13 protein-coding genes and 6 pseudogenes are annotated in these 20,395 nt (G+C 69.4%); 8 read left to right on the forward strand and 11 right to left on the reverse strand.

The features are described from left to right. Positions 1–122: 122 nt before the first annotated feature. Positions 123–302, reverse strand: a pseudogene (locus ACF09J_RS35585) (IS256 family transposase); the annotation flags it as partial. Between the two features lie 698 nt (positions 303–1,000). On the opposite strand from ACF09J_RS35585, the gene ACF09J_RS35590 reads away from it, so the two are divergent. Both ACF09J_RS35590 and ACF09J_RS35595 read left to right on the forward strand, forming a co-directional pair. Next, positions 1,001–1,228 (forward strand): hypothetical protein, encoded by a 228-nt coding sequence (locus ACF09J_RS35590; protein ID WP_392309602.1) that lies wholly within the window; start codon positions 1,001–1,003, stop codon positions 1,226–1,228. Positions 1,229–3,706: 2,478 nt separating this feature from the next. Next, on the forward strand, positions 3,707–5,377 hold the full coding sequence (locus tag ACF09J_RS35595) for a glycosyl hydrolase family 28-related protein (RefSeq protein ID WP_392309603.1): 1,671 nt from the start codon (positions 3,707–3,709) through the stop codon (positions 5,375–5,377). A 210-nt stretch (positions 5,378–5,587) separates the two neighbouring features. On the opposite strand, the gene ACF09J_RS35600 is transcribed toward ACF09J_RS35595, so the two are convergent. Together ACF09J_RS35600 and ACF09J_RS35605 are read right to left on the reverse strand one after the other, a co-directional pair. Further along, entirely contained in the window at positions 5,588–6,832 is a 1,245-nt protein-coding gene (locus tag ACF09J_RS35600) for an IS3 family transposase (RefSeq protein WP_392309604.1), read from the reverse strand. After that, complete coding sequence (locus ACF09J_RS35605) at positions 6,829–7,185, reverse strand: transposase (protein WP_392309605.1); 357 nt, start codon at positions 7,183–7,185, stop codon at positions 6,829–6,831. Before ACF09J_RS35605 ends, ACF09J_RS35600 begins: the two co-directional genes overlap by 4 nt. Before the next feature lie 197 nt (positions 7,186–7,382). Between ACF09J_RS35605 and ACF09J_RS35610 the strand changes: the two are divergent. Beyond that, a pseudogene (locus ACF09J_RS35610) lies at positions 7,383–7,547 on the forward strand (transposase); the annotation flags it as partial. Between the two features lie 153 nt (positions 7,548–7,700). On the opposite strand, the gene ACF09J_RS35615 reads toward ACF09J_RS35610, so the two are convergent. Beyond that, positions 7,701–8,114: a hypothetical protein gene (locus ACF09J_RS35615; protein WP_392309606.1), complete on the reverse strand. Its 414-nt coding sequence runs from the start codon at positions 8,112–8,114 to the stop codon at positions 7,701–7,703. Between the two features lie 659 nt (positions 8,115–8,773). Between ACF09J_RS35615 and ACF09J_RS35620 the strand changes: the two genes are divergently transcribed. Together ACF09J_RS35620 and ACF09J_RS35625 are read left to right on the forward strand one after the other, a co-directional pair. Further along, complete coding sequence (locus ACF09J_RS35620; RefSeq protein ID WP_392309607.1) at positions 8,774–9,052, forward strand: hypothetical protein; 279 nt, start codon at positions 8,774–8,776, stop codon at positions 9,050–9,052. Beyond that, a complete protein-coding gene (locus ACF09J_RS35625; RefSeq protein WP_392309614.1) occupies positions 9,031–9,519 on the forward strand; it encodes a hypothetical protein in 489 nt (162 codons plus the stop codon). Before ACF09J_RS35620 ends, ACF09J_RS35625 begins: the two co-directional genes overlap by 22 nt. Positions 9,520–9,572: 53 nt before the next feature. Here the strand turns inward: ACF09J_RS35625 and ACF09J_RS35630 are convergent. After that, positions 9,573–9,767: pseudogene (locus ACF09J_RS35630) on the reverse strand (IS630 family transposase); the annotation flags it as partial. A 656-nt stretch (positions 9,768–10,423) separates the two neighbouring features. Here ACF09J_RS35630 and ACF09J_RS35635 point away from each other — a divergent pair. Next, positions 10,424–10,783, forward strand: coding sequence for a hypothetical protein (locus ACF09J_RS35635; RefSeq protein ID WP_392309608.1), 360 nt, complete (start codon positions 10,424–10,426; stop codon positions 10,781–10,783). A gap of 413 nt (positions 10,784–11,196) precedes the next feature. Here ACF09J_RS35635 and ACF09J_RS35640 read toward each other — a convergent pair. After that, positions 11,197–12,385: pseudogene (locus ACF09J_RS35640) on the reverse strand (IS110 family transposase). 347 nt (positions 12,386–12,732) lie between these two features. After that, positions 12,733–13,710: an L-threonylcarbamoyladenylate synthase gene (locus ACF09J_RS35645; RefSeq protein WP_392309609.1), complete on the reverse strand. Its 978-nt coding sequence runs from the start codon at positions 13,708–13,710 to the stop codon at positions 12,733–12,735. 553 nt (positions 13,711–14,263) lie between these two features. Between ACF09J_RS35645 and ACF09J_RS35650 the strand changes: the two are divergent. Further along, a pseudogene (locus ACF09J_RS35650) lies at positions 14,264–14,466 on the forward strand (IS5/IS1182 family transposase); the annotation flags it as partial. Between the two features lie 195 nt (positions 14,467–14,661). Here the strand turns inward: ACF09J_RS35650 and ACF09J_RS35655 are convergent. From ACF09J_RS35655 to ACF09J_RS35670, 4 genes and pseudogenes are all read right to left on the reverse strand, one after another. Then, complete coding sequence (locus tag ACF09J_RS35655) at positions 14,662–15,009, reverse strand: hypothetical protein (RefSeq protein WP_392309610.1); 348 nt, start codon at positions 15,007–15,009, stop codon at positions 14,662–14,664. Between the two features lie 153 nt (positions 15,010–15,162). After that, positions 15,163–16,194 carry a helix-turn-helix domain-containing protein gene (locus ACF09J_RS35660; RefSeq protein WP_392309611.1) on the reverse strand — a complete coding sequence of 344 codons (1,032 nt, stop codon included), beginning with the start codon at positions 16,192–16,194 and terminating at the stop codon, positions 15,163–15,165. 260 nt (positions 16,195–16,454) lie between these two features. Continuing rightward, positions 16,455–17,366, reverse strand: a complete 912-nt coding sequence (locus tag ACF09J_RS35665) for a phosphatase PAP2 family protein (RefSeq protein ID WP_392309612.1) — start codon at positions 17,364–17,366, stop codon at positions 16,455–16,457. 680 nt (positions 17,367–18,046) lie between these two features. Then, a pseudogene (locus tag ACF09J_RS35670) lies at positions 18,047–18,424 on the reverse strand (IS110 family transposase); the annotation flags it as partial. 877 nt (positions 18,425–19,301) lie between these two features. Here ACF09J_RS35670 and ACF09J_RS35675 point away from each other — a divergent pair. Then, on the forward strand, positions 19,302–20,321 hold the full coding sequence (locus ACF09J_RS35675; protein ID WP_392309613.1) for a hypothetical protein: 1,020 nt from the start codon (positions 19,302–19,304) through the stop codon (positions 20,319–20,321). Positions 20,322–20,395 lie beyond the last annotated feature (74 nt).

Here is a 20,395-nt window from a genome sequence, read left to right on the forward strand (position 1 = left end):
GAAAACACCGTCCCCACAAGGGAGTTGACATCCATCACGAGATCATGATCGCGGACAGCTACTCGGCGTCACCACCGACTACGGGCCAGAGCCAAACGAACGGTGTAACCGGGGTGGTTGGGTTACTGGCGGGCTGCTGAGAGTCGGCCGTCGAAGGTGATGTCGAAGGCGTTCAGCGCGGTCTTCCAGCGCATGGTCCAGCGGGCCTGGCCCTTGCCGGTGGGGTCGAGCGACATGATGGCCATGCAGACGCACTTCAGGGTGGCCTGCTCGTTGGGGAAGTGTCCGCGGGCCTTGACCGCCGGATCGTGCTTGTCATAGCCGAGGTGGTCGGTGATCTCGCCCTCCAGGGCGGACTCCAGCAGCCGTTTGGTCAGCTGCTGGAGCAGCCCGCCCTCGCCGGTCAGCTGCAGGCCCGCGGCCTGGGCCCGGCTCACCAACTCGTCGATCCGCTGGTCGTCCACGGCCTTCGCCGACACAGCCGCTGCCGACTCGACAGCCTCGTGCCCGGCCACGTTGCACTGGTACTGCTGCGGTAACCCCTTCGAAGCCCGTGCTCTCCTCGATGCCGTGATGCAGGCCATGTCACTTCGAGATGCCCGTGAACTCCGACAAAGCGTCAGCTGGTTTGACGCCGTCCGGGACCAACCGTCACCGTCTCAGGACGTGGGCAGTCGCACGGCTCCGGCTGAGCGTCTTCCACTGGGTGGTCGAACGCACGATCGCCTGGCTGGTATGACAGGGCGGTGGTCTCTGCACCGAGCCGTGATCAAGGAAGTGGTGCTTCCTCTTCTTTTCCGGGGATACTGTTCCGAACTGCCGTTACCGGGGGGACACGACCATCGCCAAGTTTCTGAGATCCGTCTTCGCCGTCACGCTCCTGGCCTCGGTCACCGCCTGCGGCGCTTCCTCCGTGCCGGCCGTCTCTGCAGGCACGCCTACTGGCCCGGGTTCTGCCGGGACGCACCATTCGGCGCATCCGGAGCCAGTCGCGGCTGTCATGCTCGACGTCATCGGTGGTAACGCCGGACGTGCCCAGGAGCAGATGGGCTACAAAACCGACATGATCTTCGAGGACGCAAGCGGGCAGGGCCGTCTGGTGGACGACCCGGCAGAGTGGAAGATCTGCAACTCAAAGCCGGGCCCGAACCAGCAGATCACTCATTTCCCGGTGGTCTTTGGCGTGGTGAGAGTTTCGGAGAGCTGCGAGGACACGGTGCCGGAGTGATGCTCCGAGCACTCCGGCGTCCCGCCCGTGAGGCTCGGAAAGTCATCGTTGCTACTCAGGTCGCGTAGCGGTACTTGTTGATGACGCCGCCGAGGACCCGGGTGCGCAGGTGGCTGAGCGTATCGAAGTTGTACACGGTGGCGGGCTGTTGCGCCGAGTCGGGTGGCAGCGGACTGCGGGCCCGATGAGGCTGATGCGCATTTGTCGTGCTTGTTGTGGGTGGCCAGGACCTGTCGGGCGTGAGCCTCGCCCATGATGAGGACGTCATCGAGGGTCTCACGCCGGATGATCGCACCCGGCGGGTGCCGTGTTCGGGGAATGCCGGCGCGGCAGCAGGTGCGTGGGGGCGGGGAAGCCGGCCTTCTCATACAGCTCCACCAGCGTGGGAGAATTCCCGGCCGCTCCGGCGGATCGTCGGGTGTGTCAATGGCCGACAGGGCGCCGGGGCAGGGGGGACGAGTACACGACGCTTCGGGGGAGCAGCGTCGCTCTCCGCGGCCTGCTTGCCAGGGGATATGGTCTAACTCCCGGGTCAGAACGTGTACTTACGGGCCTTGAGGAACCATGAGCCCCCGACCACGGTCACGATGGGGACACAAAGCCCGTGGTCGGGCCCGTGGTCGGCCCGACCACAGCCCCGACCACGGCCCCGGGGCGGCGACCGGGCACCCCCCCGAACCGATCACCGCCGTGAAGGTGCTGGGGACGGAGAACTGGCCGGGCCCAGCGAGCCCAGGGGATACAGAGGCCCAGGCCGCCGACGGATCGAGGGCGCACTGCCTCCAGGAAGGAGGCCGTAAAAGCCCGGTTGCGCACGACGCCGCCGAGTGCGCAGAACATCGACGGCGCCTCCCCGCTGTGCGCAGTCCGCTGCACACGCCGAATGCGCAGGACCCGCGAGTCGTTGCGCAGCCGTCTGCGCAATGAGCGCCGCCATCGCTCGCGCAACCGCGACTGCGCAACCTTCCCGAGCACCGGAGAAGACCCGTGGTCGGCCCGACCATGAGCCCGACCACGCCAGCCCAGTGCGCACGTCTCCGGATCGTGACCCGTGGTCGGGGGCTGTGGCCGTCAACGTGGTCGGGGGCGCCGGGTCAGCTGACCGTTATGGACCTCGCGCACGTCACCTCACTCAACGGCCCCGGCTGCTGCTCGAGATCGGGGCGAGCCGTCCGGAACTGCTGCTGCCGGCAACGCGCTGACCGATCAGGGCCGCGTGGTCACCGCGATGATGGAGGCCGGCTGGAGCACCGAGCAACTGCGCCACGTCATCACCGACCGGCCCTCGCCGCACCCGGTGCGCACCTCGGTCGGAGCGATCATCGCCGCCCGCCTGCGAGCCGCTCAGACCTACCCACCGCCCGCAACGCCGGCACGCCACCACCCCGGCCAGGGCCTGGGGGAGGAGCCGTCGGCGTGGTCGGCGGCCGAGCGGTCATCCACCGCGTGTGCCGCCCGCACCGTGACTGAGGCCCTGACCTACCGGGCGCTCAACGAATGCGCCCGCTGCGGACATTCCGCAACCGCCCTCGGCGAAGACCTCTGCCCGGCCTGCCTCGGCTGGCCGCTATGCCAAACGTGCCCCGGACCGACTCCCCGGCGGGCCCGCCCCGACGGCGACGGCCGCTGCACCACCTGCACCACCGCATCAGTCCGATCTGCGGAAGGAAGCAACGCATGAACGAGCCGAACAACCCCTTGTCCCCGGCAGAGCACGGGCGCGTGCCGGACGGCCAAGCCGGCCACCAGCCGACGGTGGGCATGTCCCTGTATCTGCTGTTCGCGCACGAACCGTACTATCCGCTGCCCGCCCGGGAGATCAACACCTCCGTCGTCGCCGCAGCCTGTCTGCTCCACCCTCACGTGAAGCAGCCCGACGGGGTACGCATCCACCGGCACCTGGCCCAAGGCCGCCGGCCGGGCGAGATCGTCTCGCTGGCCACCCTCACCCACCAACTGGGCGGCGGCGCCCACTGGCCGAAGGTCGGCGGCTGGGAAACGGTGGTGGCCGACCTCCTCCGGCTCATCCGCAACGAAGGCTGCGACGCGCTCAGCCTCGGCCTCCCCCCATCGAGCGCGCCCTGCTGTGCAACGGCCCCGACAGCACCGTCCGCGTCATCGACCCGGCCACCCAGGAATGCACCGCCTATGGCCCGCAGGACCGAAAAGCAGTCCTGGCCCACGTACGCCAGCACCTGGCCTGGGCCGAGGCAGGCGGTGCTTTGTGGCCCGGTGACGACCTGCTCAGCCCGCCCAGGACTAGGTTGTGAAACGGTGCACGCAGCGCGTACTCGAACTGCCGGTCGTCCATGGCCGAGGGCTGACTCTCACGTCCGTAGCAGCTGATCACTGCACGCCCCCTTCCCCACCCAGGGGTGCCATGGCATGCTCACCGCCGACGTGGATATGAACGTCGTTCACATCCATGGAAAGTCACGACTCTCGGACTCCTGGGAATCCTTGGAAGGCAGCTGGGACATGGGCATGGAGCACGCGGACATCAGTAGACGGAGCCTGCTCGGCAGCGCCATCGCCGTGGCGGCCGTCGCGGCGACTGGAACGGCAGCGGCCGCCGCACCCGCACAGCCGAGGGGCGATGTTCCCGCCCTGTGGCGCGAGTTCGCCCGCGCCCCCTTCACCCATCCGCAGATCCCGTACGTTGGGCGGGCCGGCTGCCGCGGCGGGGCGGCGCGCTTCCCCCGCCGCCCCGTAGTGGCCGACGTGACCGCGTACGGAGCCGTGGCGGACGGCACGACCGACTGTGCCCCCGCGATCAACCGCGCCGTCGCCGCCGCCGGAAGGGCCGGCGGTGGCACGGTCCTCATCCCGCCCGGCACGTTCCGTATCGACGGCCTGATCCGTATCGGACACGACAACGTCGTCCTGCGGGGCGCGGGCAGCGGTCGAACGACGCTGTACGCGACGAAGAACCTCACCGAACTGATCGGCGCCTACGGGTCCCGGTACGGCGGCGACAAGTCCTCCTGGTCCTGGGCGGGCGGCCTCATCTGGCTGGCCCCGACAGCCCGTTGGGACTCCCTGGTCGCGGCCGTCCGGGCGGGGAACTGGCCGTTCGAGGGCTGGACCGGCAACAGGCGCGACGAATGGGAGACGCTGACCACGGTGTCCCCGGCCCGGCAGGGCTCCTGGACGGTGACGGTCGCCGACACCCGGCGGCTGAGGCCGGGGCAACTTGTCCTCCTGCGCCTCGCGGACGACGCCGGCCACACGCTCCTGGAGCACATGTCCGGCGGTGGCCCGGGACCTGAGGCGTACATCTGGGACGACAAGACGAAGCTGACGTCGTACGTCCCCTATGAGTGGCCCGTGCGCATCGCGCGCGTGGCCGGCCGGAAGGTCACGTTCGAACGCCCCCTCCCGCTGGATGTGCGGCCGGAGTGGGACCCGCGTCTGACGACGCACGCAGGGGCGCTGACCGGCGCCGGCATCGAGGGCCTGACCCTGGAGGCGGTCGAGACCCCGCAGTCGGAGCACCTGCTGGACAAGGGCTACAACGGAGTCACGTTCCAGTGCGCGTACGACTGCTGGGCGGACGACATCGTCGTACGGCACGTGGACAACGGCTTCGGCCTGGTTGCCGCGTCCTCCTGCACCCTGCGCCGCACCCGAGTGGCGGGCCGGGGCTCGCACCACCCGTACTTCTGCCGGGAGGGCTCGCACGACAACCTGATCGAGGACTTCACGATCGAGCAGCGCACGGTTCCGGCCCCGCCGAACACCCAGCTCCACGGCATCAACGTCGAGGGCCTCTCCTCCTACAACGTCTGGTCGCACGGTGACATGCGGATGGGCACCTTCGACTCGCACCGGGGGCTGCCCTTCGCGAACGTCCGTACGGACATCACGGTGAACAACAACGGCCGCCACGGCGGGGACGCGTCGGCCGGTCCCCTCTTCGGCGCCCGCTTCACCCACTGGAACATCCGCGTGACCAACGGCCGTGCGGGGCTGATGAAGATCGACGGCCTGGCCCCGTACTCCGCCACGGTCGGCCTGAACGAGGTCAGGGAGTTCGACCAGATCGACGTCCCCGACTTCACGGGCGATCTGCACTCCCGCCTGGAGCTGTACGGCACGACGGACGTCATACGGCCGCGGAACCTGTACGAGGCGCAGCGGGAGTTGTGACTCACGTGCGGCGCGGAAGCTCTTCGTCTCTCGCGCCTTCCACCCCGTTCATCGCTTGGGAGGCCCGGGTCGGGAAAAGAAATCCGAGATCTTTGAGAAGTTCCGCCGCGCCGCCCCGGCCCACGACTCGGAGCGGGCACGAGCCGCAGCCGGTGCGGCCGCACTGCCCGCGGGACCCGCCGCGCGTCTGAGGGCCGTGGGCGCCGCCACTCAGGCGAGTGGCCGGACAGCGGTTCCGGCATCGGTCCGCGTCGCCCCGCGCGCCGGGCCGGGCAGGGGCCGCGGCACGGCGCCCGCCGTCCCGGCCGGACCCCGGCCCGCGTCGGATTGCACCCGCATTAGGTCGAGTTGCCTGTTGTGGAAGGAGGAGGGGCCGGTGCCGTTGAGGCGGGCCACGGCCTCCACCGCGTGCGCCAGGCCCTGGGTGAGGGCAGCGCGCTGCACCCGCGGATCGGGCGAGCGCAGAAGGATTCCAGGGCCTTCACAGCGGCCATGGCCGACCTCTCCATCTTGGGCCTCAAGGTGCCGTGGGCGGAGGCCAAGACCTTCACGGCCTCCATGGCCGACCTCTCCATCTCGGGCGTCCAGGTGATGAGGGCGGAGGGTGTACGACCGCGGCGCGCGAGGGAACCTTTGGATGCGGGGCGGGTCTGGAAGCGGTCCCGGGCGGTCGGACGGCCGACGGCGGTGCGCTGCCACGCCTCCTTCCAGCGGGGCATGTCGCGCACGGGGATGCCGCAGCCGCGCAGGAAGGCATCGCACTGGTACCAGGCGGTGAACCGCCCCTCGCGCCGGGTGGCGCGCCAGGCGGCTTTCAGCGGCAGCAGCACCTGCCCGGCAACCTCGGCGGTGGCGGCGCGGTCCTGCAGGACGCGCAGGGCGGGGGCGCCGGCGCGTTCGTAGGCGGCGGTGAGGGCCGCGTTCAGGTCGGCGCGGGTGCGGATGCTGTCGACGGCGGGCGCGCGCAGGGTGGCGAGGACGCCGCGCTGTTCGGCGCCGGCGGCCCGCCAGCGCCGCAGTGCCTCCTGCTCGCCGCCGGCGCCGCAGGCGCGGACGTAGGCGACGACGGCCCGCTCGCTCGGTCCCGCTGGAACAGGTCCGGAAGCTGTGAGGCTGTCGGGTCCCGGACGGTGGTGCGGACACCTCTGCGCAGGCGGATGCCGGTGTGATGGAGAACGTCCGCATCACCCGGGCGATCCGCTTCTCGTTGACCCGCAGCCCCTTCTCCCGGAACTCGGCGGTCACCCGGGGGGAGCCGTAGGCGCCGCCGGACTCGTCGTGGACCTCGCGGCTCCGCTCGGCCAGGAGCTGGTCCTCGCGCAGCCGTGCCGCCCTCGCCTTCCTGCCGGCGAGCCACTTGTAGTAGCTGGACCGGTTCAGGTCCAGGACCTTGCAGAGCCGCTTCACGCCGTAGGCGTCCCGGTGGTCGTCGACGAACTGGAAGCGGCCCCTCACCAGTTGGTCTCCCCGGCGAAATACTTGGCCGCCCTTCGGAGTATGTCCCGCTCGGTCGCCAGCTTCCGCTCACTCGCCTCGAGCTCGGCCACCCGGGCCTCCAGCTGCCGGATGCGCTCGTCCGGATCGGCGGACGGCACCGTCTTCCCGGCCCGGGCCGCCGGCGTCCCGCCCGCAGACGGGGTAGCGGCGGCGACGCCGCGGCGTCCACGGTCCCGCAGCACCCACTCCCGCAGGGTGGCCCGGTTGATGCCCAGGTCAGCAGCGATGCCCTTGTACGTCGCCCCGGGCGTGGACTCGTACAGGGCCACGGCATCGGCCCTGAACTCGTCCGAGTAGTCCTTCATCGCCATCGGCGGTCTTCTCGCTTCCTCCGGATCAAGCAGATCCAGTATCAGCGTGCCCACCACTCAGGGGGAGGCCCCCCGCCTGCCAGATCCCGGACGACACCTGGAGGCGCACCGCGCGTGGGAGCAACGTAACAGCCGCCGTGGCGACATGACGGAGCCACCACGCTCAAGAACGACAGCTGCCGCGACAGACCTGACTTCAGGCCTTCTACAACGAGCACAGGCCGCACCAGGGCATCGCGAATGCCCGCCCCCTCCCTCCGCTACCTGCTCCGATCGAAGATCCGGGCACGATCGCGCGTCTCGACATACGCAGACGCACGCGACTCGGCGGCACCCTCCACGAGTACACCCATGCGGCCTGACCAGCACGGATCAGGTATTCGGCAACTGCAACGCCCTGGGGTCGTGCGGTCGACCTGCCTCTCAGCCACGCCGGATCCCCGTCGGAGGGTCGGCCCGGTCCACCTCGTACGCGCGGGGCGGTCTGTGCGCAGGCTGCATCGTCCGAACTTGGCTCACTCGGTGACGTGTACGGTGCCGGCGACTGCGTGGGCGCAGCCGAAGTGGTTGGTCAGCTCCATGCGGTGCGGGCCGGGGGTGGCGTCGCTTCCCACGGTGGCCTTTCCTACGTATGCCCTCCCGCGGTATGTGAGCCGTACCGGTGAGGTGAAGGCGTCGGAGGAGACGGCGACGGTCTTTTCGCGGCGGTCGGGGAGCTCGTCGATCGCGGTCACCTCCAGCTGTGCGCCGGGAGTGGCCCGGCCGTCGGCGAAGATGTTGGGCTCCACCGGCTGGTCGAAGGGAATGCGCTGCTTGCCTTGGGCGGTGCCGGTGACGCGGAGCGCGACCGTGGCTGTGCCGCCCGGGACCGGCACGGTCGCGGTGTACTCGCCGACCGGGCGGGAGATGTAGGCGAGCCCTTCGTACACCCCGGTTGGGTGGCCCGGTCGTCGGTGGACCGCGTGCGCACCCTGACTTTGGCGAGGGAGCAGCGTTGCAGGTCGGTGGCGTTCTCGACGCTCAGCACCGCATCCTGTGCACTGTGTTCGCTTGTGTTGACGCTGGGTGTGGCGGAGGACCTGGCTGTTCCCGTGGTGTCCGCGCATCCGGCGATGGCCAGTCCGCAGGACACCGAACGGGATCGGCTTAGCGACCACTTTCCTTCTCACCACAGGTATCACCGTTGCGTCCGCCGAGCCCTCGGCGCCGCCCGGTTCCCCACTGCCCAGCGGCGCGGCTTCTTCCCCTCCAGCCGTTTCGCCCACTCCTCAGGAGAAAGGCCTTACGGCCTCTCCCGCCACAACCCCCGAGCCCCAGGCGAGCACTCCGAAGGCCGAGCACCGGTCCGCACCTCCGGCCGCGGGCCAGGAAACCGGGACAGCCGACCCGGAGTCCGGCAGCCGGCCGACACGCTCTGCCAGCACACCAGTACCCCCGGACCTTGATCGCTGGTCCTCAGCCGATGCGACCGCCTACCTCACCCCCGAGCGCATGGCGGAAGCAATACCATGGCCAGACGGGGACGAGCGCCAGACCAGCACCACCGTCTCCCCCCCGGGCGGCCAGCACCCGGTTCGAGGGACTGCCAGTGGCCGGAACGCTCTACCGCGTGGAAGCCAACGGCATCTACTTCTGCAGCGCCAGCGTGGTCTCCAGCCCCAAGCGCAACCTGGTCATCACGGCCGCGCACTGTCTGACAGGCCGGGAGAGCGCCAATCAACTCGCCTTCGCTCCCAAGCTCCAAAAGGGCAGCGACGGCAAGCCCTTCGCGCCGTACGGTCTCTTCTCGGTCAAGCATTCCTCGAAGTGGAGCCGGGCAAGGACGGCCGACAGGTTGAGGACACCGTGGGCGGTAACCGTCTGCTGACCGGCAGTGGATTCGATCACAAGAACGTGCACCTGGTCGCCTATCCCGGAGCGAATCCGCCGCCTCTCACCTGCACGACCACCACACGCAAAGAGACCTTCAGCGGCTGGCCGGGCTCCTACTTGCGAATCGACTGTGACGGCTACAGCGGTGGCTCCTCCGGCGGGCCGTTCATCGCCAACTTCAACGAGCAGACCCAGACCGGCGACGTCATCGGCGGCTACATGACAGGCGGCCCCACCAACGACACCTCGTACAGCTCCGCACGGACGGCGTCGGCGCCGAAGATTCCTGTCAGCCAACCCATTACCAAGCGTTTACTGAGCAGATACCTTTCTCCTTGCCGGTGGCAGGGGGCGGAGCGATCCGGCCGTCCCTGCCTGCTCCGAAGCACCGCCGTACGTCCCTCGGCCTGTTTTAGGCCATTACGCCCATTTCTGATGGACTGCCGGAAGGAAGCGTGTTGAACGCTCGGAACCGCCGTACCACGGTAGCCGCCGTATCCGCCGCAGGGCTCATAGTGACCTGAGTCAGAGATTCGTCGGCAGTACCTGGCGACTTTGTCGAGGATCTCGTCGGCGGTCTTGGTCCAGACGAAGGGCCTTGGATGCTCGTTCCAGTCGGCGAGCCAACTGCGGATGTCGCGTTCCAGGGCCTGGACGGAGCGGTGGACGCCCCGCTTGAGCTTCTTCTGCGTCAGCTCGGCGAACCACCGCCGTCCGCAGCGCAGGTCCGGCGCACGGGGTGAGACCCACAAGCCGCCCGCTGGGCTTCCCGTGAGGCCGCCGACCGGCGCGGCGCGTCGACTGCGATCCTCAGTCCCCTCCGGCAAGCACGGTGGCTCTGGTGGGTTGGCCAGGTGGCGGGCAGGGCACGGGGGCCGGGTGGGCAAGGGCCGGGCATAGACGATCCAGCGACCGGGGTGGCCCTGATGAACACGATGACCGCCAACACCACAACTTTCCGTTCTCCCATGGCCGTTGCCGACGCACGTGACACCGCACGGGCCTTCCTCGAAGACCTGCGGCAGCCGACCATTGCCCCGGAAGCCGCGGACACCGTGGTCCTGGTCATGTCCGAGCTCGTTACCAAAGCCCTGCGCCGCGGCGGGGGCACCTGCACACCGGAACTGACGGCCCACCCGGACACCATCGAAGTGGCCCTCCACGATCCCAGTTGCAGGTGCCGCACCTGCGCACGCCTGACCTGTATTGCGCCATCTGGGGTTCGGCCGGCCCATGGTCAACCACCTGGTCCGCGCCACCGCGGTCACCCGCCGGACCTCCGGCGGCAAGAACGTATGCGCCCGTCCTGCCCGGTAGTGCCACCGCCCAAGCCGTCCGGACGGGCCGGTGCATACAATCAGATCTCATGCCGAAGTCTGACGAGCTGATCGTGGAAATCGCCGCCCTTGTGGAGTCAGGGCAGAGCAACCAGATGTCCCTGACCGTGGTCACCGGTGGTGCTGTCATCACCGGTCGCCTGGCTCCCGAAGCCGTGTGGAGGCAGAGGGTGTCGGAGGTGCTGAGGGACTCCGCCCGCCTGGGCGAGTTCTCCGCTGTCTTCGACACCCCCGCGAAGAAGGACGGGCCGCCCACGCATCTGCACTTCCATGTCGCCCGGATCCTGCAGGGCACGGTGGGGATCCCGGAGACGGGCGGGATGTACCGCGTTCCGATCGAGGACGTCAGTGCCTGGACCGTGGGTGACTTCAGTTACTCCGACCACTGACCCACCGCGGCGCCGAGAGCGGCACGGCACGCAGTGAGGGCCCGACCGGCGCGCGCCGGTCGGGCCCTCACTGCTCTGTTCGGCTCGCGCCTGTCCCGTCGGTCAGAGGACAGGGGAGTGCCGAGCATCACGGAAGCCCGCTGCAACGGGCTTTCGATGCGCGCGGGTGCGGCCTCGGGGAGGGTGCGGCAGGTGAAGCCGAGCCGGGTCATGGCCCGGAGGACGACCCCCGTATACGTGGATGAGGAACCCATCGGGTTCACCGCTTGATCCTCCGTGGAAGGGCACCGCCCGATGGCTCACGGAGCCGACCGCGCGCCCAGCACCGCCCCCCGCGCCGACCTGGCGCGGGCCGCGGGCTGCGAGGTGTGCCGGGGATGGGGAACGGTCGTCACCGATTCCTAATGGAGATGTCAAGCGGCCAGGGTGACGAAAGGTGTGCGGTCGTAGCACCGTCCGTCACGCAAGAGGGCCCACAAAACGTTGACTCTGCGGCGGGCGAGAGCCATGACGGCCTGGCTGTGTCGTTTGCCTTCGGCACGCTTTCGATCGTAGAAGCAGCGGGATTCGTCGCAGCAGCGGATGCTGATCAACGCGGAGGTGTAGAAGACGCGTTGGAGGCGCCGGCTGTAGCGGGTGGGACGGTGCAGGTTGCCGCTCACCTTCCCGGAGTCACGAGGCACTGGGGAGACGCCGGCGAAGGCGGCCAGCCGGTCCGGGCTGGCGAAGGCGCCCATGTCTCCACCGGTGGCAGCCAGGAACTCGGCGCCCAGCAGGACACCGATGCCGGGCATGCTCGTGATCACTTCCGCATTGCGGTGGCGGCGAAACCGGCCCTCGATGAGCTTGTCGATCTCCGCGATCTTCTCGTTGAGGGCCATCACATCCCTGGCCAGGGAGTGCACGACATGGGCGGTCATGTCCTCGCCGGGGACAGTGGTGTGCTGCCCTTCGGCCGCCTGGACGGCCTTCGCGGCGAGTTCGTCCGCGCTGCGGACCTTGCGGTTGCGCAGCCAGGTGGCCAGGCGTCGTCGGCCGGTGCGGTATGGCGGGCGGGGTCTGGTAGCCGGTCAGCAGAACCAAGGGACCGATGTTACCCAGGTCGAGTTCACGTTCCAGACCGGGGAAGATCTCGGTGAGGCGGCCGCGGAGCCGGTTGATGGTCCGGGTGCGGTCGTCGCTGAGATCACGGCGGTGCCGAGTGAGGACCTTCAGCTCGGACACCAGCTCGTCGCCGGGCCGCAACGGCATGAGGTCACGCCGGATGCGGGCCTGGTCGGCGATCACCGCCGCGTCCTTGGCATCGGTCTTGCCGTCGCCCCGGTAGCCCTCGGAGGCCCGGTTGACCGCCCGTCCGGGGATGTAGAGGAGCTGCTGACCGTGGTTGAGCAAGACCGCGATGGCCAGAGCAGCCCCACCGTCCGCCAGGTCGATGCCCCACGTCGCTTCGTCGCCCAGGTCGAGAACGTCTCCGAGCAGCTTGAGCAGGTCGTTCTCGTCGTTGGCGACGCGCCGGGACAGCAGCCGCTTGCCGGTGTCGTCGATCACGACGCAGTGGTGGTGGGTCTTCCCGGCGTCGATACCGGCCCAGATTGCTGTCACTCGCTACTTCGCAGGTCGTGTTCGTACAGGTACCACGGACGACCTCGCTGTCGAGTCCCTACTGAGCGATCAGTGCCGCAATTCCTAATGAGCAGCCGAGTCGTCGTGGGGCGCCGGGCGGCGAATCGGCGGAAGCCACAACCACGGCAGACGACTGAAAGCCACACCCGGCACCCCTGGGTGAGCCAACCCTACGAATGGCTCGCTCAGCCCGATCAACAAGGTAGGGACGACTGACGGCACGAGCTGTGCCCGGTCTGCCAGACCGCCGGCCGCTCAGCCGAATCCGTCACACATCCGCCCGGCCCCCGCCTCCGGGAGCAGTGAGGGCACGGCGAAGGTGCCGGTCACACGGTGGACTGCGGCCCTGCGGCGCGGCGGAGCCGGTTGGCGATCGCCAGTCCCAGCCCCTCCTCCTCCGGCAAGGACGCGACGATGAGGTCACACCCCCGCTGGTCGAGCTCGCGCAGGAACCCGTACAGCCCGCGCGCGTAGGCGGCCATCGAGGCGGGGACCGCCACCACGGCGTGGGCCTTCACCGGGGCGCCGGCGAAGGAAGCAGGCAGAAAGACGCCCACCTGGTGCCCCAGCTCCTGAGCGAGTTCCGCTTCGGCGATGACCCTCTCGGGCTCGACGAGGACCACCCGCGCCCGCGGTGCGTAGTGGGACGGATGCTGGCCCGGCACCCGAACGTGGCTCGTCGAGGGAACGGCGAGCGAGAATCCCAGCACCGCTTCGAGGTCCTCGCGCGTCATACCGCCGGGCCGCAGAATGCTCGGGGCATCGCCGGTGACGTCGACGATGGTCGACTCGACGCCGACCTCGCAGGGACCGCCGTCCAGTACGAAGTCGACGGCGTCACCGAGCTCGGCACGGACGTCGTCCGCCGTGGTCGGACTGACCTGGCCGAAGCGGTTGGCGGACGGAGCCGTGACACCGCCACCGAACGCCGCCAGCAGTGCGAGCGCGACGGGGTGGTCAGGCACGCGCACGGCGACCGTCTCCAGGCCGCCCGTCGCTTCGAGGGGCACGCGGGCACCGCGCCGCAGGACCAGCGTGAGCGGTCCAGGCCAGAAGTGTTCGGCCAACAGACGGGCCGTCGCGGGCACATCCTGGACCCAGTCGTCCAGCTGCTCCGCACCGCCGATATGGACGATCAGCGGATGGGACGGCGGACGCCCCTTGACCTGGAAGATGCGCGCGACGGCGGCGGGGTCCTCGGCGTTGGCGCCCAGTCCATAGACGGTCTCGGTCGGGAGGGCCACCAAGCCGCCGACGCGCAGCACACCGGCCGCCTTCTCGATGTCACTGGTACTTGCCGTCACCCTCGCAATCCTAGGAGCACAAAGGACCGGCGACGGTCATGATCAATCTCAGCGCCAACCACGGTTCCATTGCCCCCGGGCCGCTCAAGATCAACTACTGGCGGCCTTGGCGCTTATCTCGGCGACACCCCTGAGAGGTTGACGGAGTGGCCGCTGCCTGCGGAAACCGGCTTAGTGCCATCCGCTGTCCCGTTGGTCCCCAACGCTGTTCTCGTACTCGCGGCGGGCCTTGCGCTGGGCCGGGGCGACGGGAGGCCCTGGGCACCGTCGAGGGGCTGGCAGCTGTCGAGAAGTTGGCGGTGGACCTCAGGCACGGCGGTGACGCGCAAGGTGTAGCCCTGGCCGCGCCGTACGGTCACCCCCAGTCACCCCCGGTCGAACTCGGCGCGCCCGGCGGGCTCCCGGTCGGCCGCGCGGAGGAAGTCGGCGACCTTGCCCGGCATGTCGAGGACGACGGGCAGCTCCGGGGCCGGGGCGCCCAGGTCGGCGGTCGTGTACTCGGGCAGGAGGGTGCGGATGCCGCCGCGGCTGACGTCGTGGTCGCGGGCGAGCGATCAAGGTTCTAAACCGGACCGTGGTGCCCCGCCCCCTCGGTGACCGGCCCGCACCCGGCCCCGACACGACAGGGCATGCAGCTCCCGCCGCTACCTACGAAAACGCCGCATCAAGCCGAGGGACCAGCGAGCCAACCGCCCACGCAGAGGCAGCGCGGGTGGCAGGCCCGCTGGCTTAGACCGGGAACGCTACCGGCGTCGGACTGGCCCACCTGCACACCGCGCTGGACGGCCACTCCCGCCTGGACTACACCTCAGACACACAACGACAGGCAGCCTTCCCCGACTGGCTGGACTGGTACGACTACCACCGGCCCCGCACCGGCATCGACGGCCGCATCCCCGCCAACCGTGTCGCCAACCTCCCGGGACAACACACCTAGACCCTCGATGTCGGTTACTTCACGAGAACGATGGAGTTGATCGGCGTGTAGTCAATCGGTTCGTACTCACCCGTATTGCGGTACACAGGCGAGCAGTTCGTGCCGTCGTACCCCCGGCATTCCCTGAAGCCTGCACCGCCGGTCTGGTTGTTGACGACCACACGATATCCGGTGACGTTCGACAGGTTGTGGGCGCCGTAGCTGTAGAAGATGTTCTTGCTCAGGATGCTGCCGTTCGTCTCACGGATGCAGACTGCTCCGCTCGGGCAGGGCGTCGCCGCTGCCGTAGCGCTGGGTGCTACGGCAAGCCCCGTTCCTACGGCGAGTGACAGCGCTGTAACGGCCATCGCGATCTTGCGCATACTTTCTTCCCCTCATCTTGGACGGTTCCGGTTAGCCCCTGACGTGGCGTGGCTCTTCCACGAAGTGGCGGGCCAGGCCCCCGTCCCCTGTCAGCCCGCAGCCCGCTTGCTTGTCGAGGGCATGCCTAATAGTTGTGGGGAAGGGCAGGTCGATCATTGACGAGGAGTGCCAGGTGCTTGACGATGCGTGCCACATGGGGCCCGGTCGGCTTGGTACTGCTGGCGGTAGTCCTGGGGGCCGAGTCCGTAGACGGCGCGGAAGGCACGGGAGAAGTGCGCGGGGTCCGCGAAGCCCCAGCGCGCTGCGAGGGCGTGGATCGGCTGGTTGCTCAGGAGGGGGTCGGCCAGGTCGCGGCGGCAGCGCTCCAGCCGGCGGGCGCGGATGCAGCCGGCGACGGTGGTGTCCTGGTCCTGGAAGAGCCGGTGCAGGGAACGCAGGGAGATGTGGTGGGCCGCGGCGACCGCGCCTGGAGACAGGTCCGGGTCGCCCAGGTGCTGCTGGATGAAGGCGTGGATCTTCATCAGCAAGGCCCGGTGGTGGGTCTGGGGCGGCACCGATGCGCCGGCGTCCAGGTGGTGGGCGAGGAAGGCGGTGAGCAGGTCGAGGGTGCAGGTGGCCAGGCGGGCGCCGTCCGCCGCGGTGTAGGTGGCTGCTCCAGCGACCAGCTGCGTGAGGTAGCCGGACAGCACAGCGCCCATCCCCTCGCGTCCGGGCAACCGCACGGCGGTGAGCTGGTCAACCTTGTTCGCCGGGAGCGGCAGCAGGGCCCGGGGGAATTGCACCATCACTCCTCCCACGGTTCCCACAGTGTCCTGGTCAGCGGATGCCCAGCCCTGCCAGGGGCGCGAGGTGTCGTAGAGCATCACCTCCCCGGGGCCGCTGGTGGTGTCCCGGCCGGCCTGTAGGATCCGGTGGCTACCGCGCAGGTTCAGCAGCAACTGGTAGGACTCGGGATCGGAGCACCGGATCAGCTTCGTCGTCCGGCGGGTCTCCAGCGACGGATAGGCCAGCGCGGACACCTCCACCGCACCCAGGCCCAGCACTCGCGCGCTCGCCCGGAAGTCCGCCTCGTGGTCGCTGCGGATCGCGTTGGGTATCAACACGCTGGCCGTCATGTCGTGCCAGGAGCCGAACCTCTCGGCCACCGGCAGATCTTCCGTCTTGAACTCCGTCACCAGCACCATTCATCCCCCAGTACGTTGCCGCAGCCAAGACGGTCTTGTCGGCCGTGAGATCAACTCTCACGACCATGTTCTAGCCCTGAATCTCCCACGTCAGGCCCTTGGGACTGGTGGGCTCCGGGTGTGATACTGGTGGACTCGCGTATTCAACTGTCGCGAGTACTGCAGCCCAAGCGTCGTTGCAGTCACTGTGTGTGCTGGGATGGCATCGGATCGCCGCTCTGCCAGGATGCGCCGGTTCCCGCCCGGAGCCGACCGCGTGGTCAACCCAGTGCGGGGCGTGTGCGGCGCGCGGTGTGTGCGGGCCGCCCGACTGCGGCGTGCCAGACCAGGGCCGCACATATGAAGGCCGTCGCCGCGGAGACCAGTGACCTTGTGAGGGTGTCGTTTCGTGCGCCGGAAACGAGGGCGATGGCCAATGCCACCGTCAAGGTGATGACGGGCAGCGCACGGGTGCTCCGCGTGGCGCCTGGCGCGGCGGCCGGCGGCAGCAGCCAGGTTGCGAGGCCGTAACAGGCACAGGCCAACAGTGTGGCCCCCAGCACTTCGCTGGGCCGGTGGCCGCCCATGGTCGCGCTGGCGGCGGCGATGCAGGCGAGCCAAAGCACACCGGCCGTGGCGGTGTAGGGGCGGATGCGGGGGGAAACCACGAGGACGGCGGCGAGAGTCAGCGCGGCGGGGATGGCGGTGTGCCCGCTGGGGAAACCCTGATCAAGGAGATTCTCGGGCGCGCCCACGAGATCGGGACGGGGCAGGGTCGATTTGAGCACCTCCTTGCCTCCGGTCGTGAGAATGACGACGCCGAGCGCCGCGCACCCCGGCCACCAGCACCGCCGCACCAGTGTGAGGACCACGATGACGGCCAGGCCCACCATCAGGGTGGGCTTGGCGCTCAATTCCAGCGGCGGCAGGGGCGTCGAGCCGTAGGCCGATCCTGACAGGGGGTAGATCCATGCGTCTTCGCTGCCCTCTGAACCGAGACCAAACAGGGCGTTCTCAGCTCGTTGCCCCCACGGGGTGCAGATGGCGAGCAGGTAGAGCGTCAGGAACCCCAGGGTGTAGAGCAGAGCCGGCATCCACGGCCGTGTCGTACGCGACGGGCTGGGGTCGGCGGGGCCCTGCCTTGAGGCCCCCGGACGGTGCGCGGGCAGGGCCGGAGAATCGTGCTGAGTCATCGCTCTGTTTCTTCCGTTGAGGGGAGTTAGGTCACGCACGTTTGTGGCACGACGTGGGCCGCCGGGCTCGGCCGACCCACCGGGGTCCGCTCCTATTCGGGGAGTGCCTGCCCCCGTCGGCGCTGGGCGGTGATCGCCAGGGCGGGGAGGGGCGCGATCAGCAGGAGGAAAACGACCAGGTCCGGAAGGGACTGCATGAACGCGTCCGGCTGGACGACGATCGCCTGGGTGCGGACGATCGCGACCGCCGCGACGGGGATCAGCCACCGGTGGTCGCCGGTGGCTGCCGTCGCAACCCACGCGCCGAGCAGCGCGGTGACTTCGAGGACGAATAAGCCGCGCTGGAAAGCCGGACTGACGGAGATGATGTGCAGGCCCCCGGCCATGAACATGGCGAGCACGACAGGGGCCAGCCAGCGGTAGGAGTGGCGTCGCAGGCGGCTGGGACGGCAGAGCGCCAGCACGGCGCACGCGGCGCACAGTGTCCCCGAGAGCACCAGGTCACGGGCCGTCAGCGGGGCGCCCAACCCGTAGTAGCTCAAGCCCGCCTTGCCCTCGCTGCCGAAGAGGGTGCGGCCGTGGGTCGTGGCAGCCAGGTCCCCCAGGCCTCCGCGGACCGAAGCGCCCCAAGGTCCTGGACCGCCCGGGCCGCGCGTTCGCTGCGGGACAGAGCGCGCACCGTCGATCGCCCGCAGCGTGTGCGGCATCGCGCGGGCCGCGTCCGCGATGATGAACGCGTCCTTCGCGTCGGTCTTGGCCTCGCCCGGGTAGAGGTCGGCGATCCGCCGCATCGTCAGGCCGGGCAGGTAGGCGACCGGGCAGCCCATGTCTCTGGCGACCGCCAGCGGCAGGGCGCCGATCGAGGCCGGCTGGTCGACTACGACCAGCACCGTTCCGTGCTTGGCCTGAAGTTTCGCGAACAGCTCGCGCAGCTTGGGCTCGGTGTTGGGCAGGCGCTTGTCGAACGCCTTCTTGCCGGCCGGGGTGACGGCGGTGGCGTGGTGTTCGCCCTTGCCGACGTCCAGGCCGAGGAAGACGTCGATGCCGCCGGTGTCGATCACGCGCAGGCCCCTCCATCACGCTTTCGTCCGGCCTTGCCTGGGCACCGAGCTGCCACATCCACGTTACGGAGAGCTCTTCCGGCTCGGGTGAAGCCGGTGCTCAAGCCCCTCATCAGCGGTCCGTCGGTGCCTCCGGACCCGGTGACACCACCCCCCGGATCATGAACAACAGGAGGGGGAAGTCATGCCGGACCCGAAGGCCGGAGGCCCCATTGCGGAGCCACGAAAAAGGTAACGGGGGGCAGCAGCCTGCCCGACGCTCGGGTCACTCTCGTCGACGAGGAGACGGGCAGGGAGTTGGCCAGATGGCCGTAAGCCCTGGGCGTGCCGGGCGGGCCATGTCTGCCGAGATTAGGCCGGGACTTGGAACTGGAGCGGGTCGGTGTTTGTGGTCAGGCGGTGGCGGTCTGGCGACCGTGGCATCGGCTGATCCTTTTTCCGGAGGCGGGGGCTCGGCGGCAGTCTGTTCCGCTGCCGTATGGCCTGGCTCGCGGCTGTCGCCATGGGGGACGGCTCCGGTTCGGCGGTGGGTTGGGGGCTGGTGGCCAGGGGGCGGCGGGGGGTGGTCACGGCCTGAGTCTCGTGGTTCGCGGGACTGTGCAGCACGATGGGCCCAGCCAGGTGGCGTGACGTAGTACGAGTGTGGGATGCCGTATCACGTCGCTTCACGTGGCAGCAGACGCATTCCGTGGGCGGGTACGGGCAGTTAGGGTGACACCGTCGTCAGCGCACCGAAAAGGAAAGGGGTGGCCCCGGTGGCGGACATCGTGGAAGCGCGTCGGGTGTTTGAGTTTCGCCGGCCGAGTGCTGCGCCTGCGCGGTCGAAGGCCGGCCGCTGAGGCCCGATCCGCGTCCTGTGGCCCCGGCGCCTGACATGCGGGGCCCGGCGGACGCGTCCCTGCTGACACTCCTGGGCCTGGGCGCCGACGAGGACGCTGTCTACCGGCAACTCGTGGACCGGCCCGACAGTGAACCGGCCGCACTGTCCGACGTGCTGCCCGGCGAGGGAGCCGTCGCACGTGCCCTCGATGTCCTGGTGGAGCGCGGTCTTGCCAGTGCGGAGCGGCGTGAGGGTGGCCTGCGCTACCGGGCTGCCTCGCCGTCGCTCACGCTCGGCCCGCTTCTGGAGTCGCGGCGTGCCGCGCTGCTCCGGGTGGAGGCCCTCGTCACCGATCTCACCGAGCGGCACCGCTCCGCCCGCGCGCACGCCTCGGGCGTCCCGATCGAAGTGCTCTCCGGCGCCACCGCGATCCGGCACCGGCTGCTGACCATGCAGCGACTGGCGAAGACCGAGGTGTGCTCCATGGTGCCCGCGCAGAGTGCACCCCCGGTGATCACCTTCGCCGACAACCATGACGAGGCCGAACAGGAACTGGCGCGGCGCGGTGTACGGATGCGCGGAGTCATCGAACGCGCGTACCTGGAATTCCCCGATGCCCCGGCCATCCTGGCCTCCTGCCTCGCCCTGGGGCAGGACATCGCCGTCGCCGACCGGCTGCCGATCAAGCTCGTCCTGGTGGACGGGAGCATCGCCCTGCTGCCTCTCGATCCCGAGCGCGAGGACGTCGAACCCGTCGCGCTCGTCGTGCACCGCTCGGGACTGCTCACGGCCCTTTGCTCCCTCTTCGAGGAGCACTTCGCCAAGGGCCGGCGGCTGGGTATGTCGGACACCGGGGCCGACGTGCAGGCCGCCGACCACGTACGGCTCGACCGCGTCGATCGGCAGATCCTCGCGCTGCTGCACGTCGGTCTCACCGACGCGGCCATCGCACGCCAGCTCGGCTTGGGGCACCGCACCGTCCAGCGGCGGCTGCGCGCGCTGATGGAGCAGGTCGGAGCGGCCACCCGCTTCCAACTCGGCTGGTACGTGGCGCGATCCGGCTGGCTCGACTGATCACCTTGAGGGGCGAGGCGCTTTTACGTCAGGGCGTATTTGCGCCTCGCACGATCCCTTGTTGGCGTGAGCAT

The organism is Streptomyces sp. NPDC014889 (assembly GCF_043081205.1).
Taxonomy (GTDB): domain Bacteria; phylum Actinomycetota; class Actinomycetes; order Streptomycetales; family Streptomycetaceae; genus Streptomyces.

What these genes read in the sequence shown, in the direction of transcription:
- ACF09J_RS35590 (WP_392309602.1), top strand. Translation starts at nt 1,001, where the DNA reads ATGCTCGACGTCATCGGTGGTAACGCCGGACGTGCCCAGGAGCAGATG.
- ACF09J_RS35595 (WP_392309603.1), top strand. Translation starts at nt 3,707, where the DNA reads ATGGGCATGGAGCACGCGGACATCAGTAGACGGAGCCTGCTCGGCAGC.
- ACF09J_RS35605 (WP_392309605.1), bottom strand. Translation starts at nt 7,185, where the DNA reads ATGGCGATGAAGGACTACTCGGACGAGTTCAGGGCCGATGCCGTGGCC.
- ACF09J_RS35635 (WP_392309608.1), top strand. Translation starts at nt 10,424, where the DNA reads ATGCCGAAGTCTGACGAGCTGATCGTGGAAATCGCCGCCCTTGTGGAG.
- ACF09J_RS35655 (WP_392309610.1), bottom strand. Translation starts at nt 15,009, where the DNA reads ATGCGCAAGATCGCGATGGCCGTTACAGCGCTGTCACTCGCCGTAGGA.
- ACF09J_RS35660 (WP_392309611.1), bottom strand. Translation starts at nt 16,194, where the DNA reads ATGGTGCTGGTGACGGAGTTCAAGACGGAAGATCTGCCGGTGGCCGAG.
- ACF09J_RS35665 (WP_392309612.1), bottom strand. Translation starts at nt 17,366, where the DNA reads ATGACTCAGCACGATTCTCCGGCCCTGCCCGCGCACCGTCCGGGGGCC.
- ACF09J_RS35675 (WP_392309613.1), top strand. Translation starts at nt 19,302, where the DNA reads ATGCGGGGCCCGGCGGACGCGTCCCTGCTGACACTCCTGGGCCTGGGC.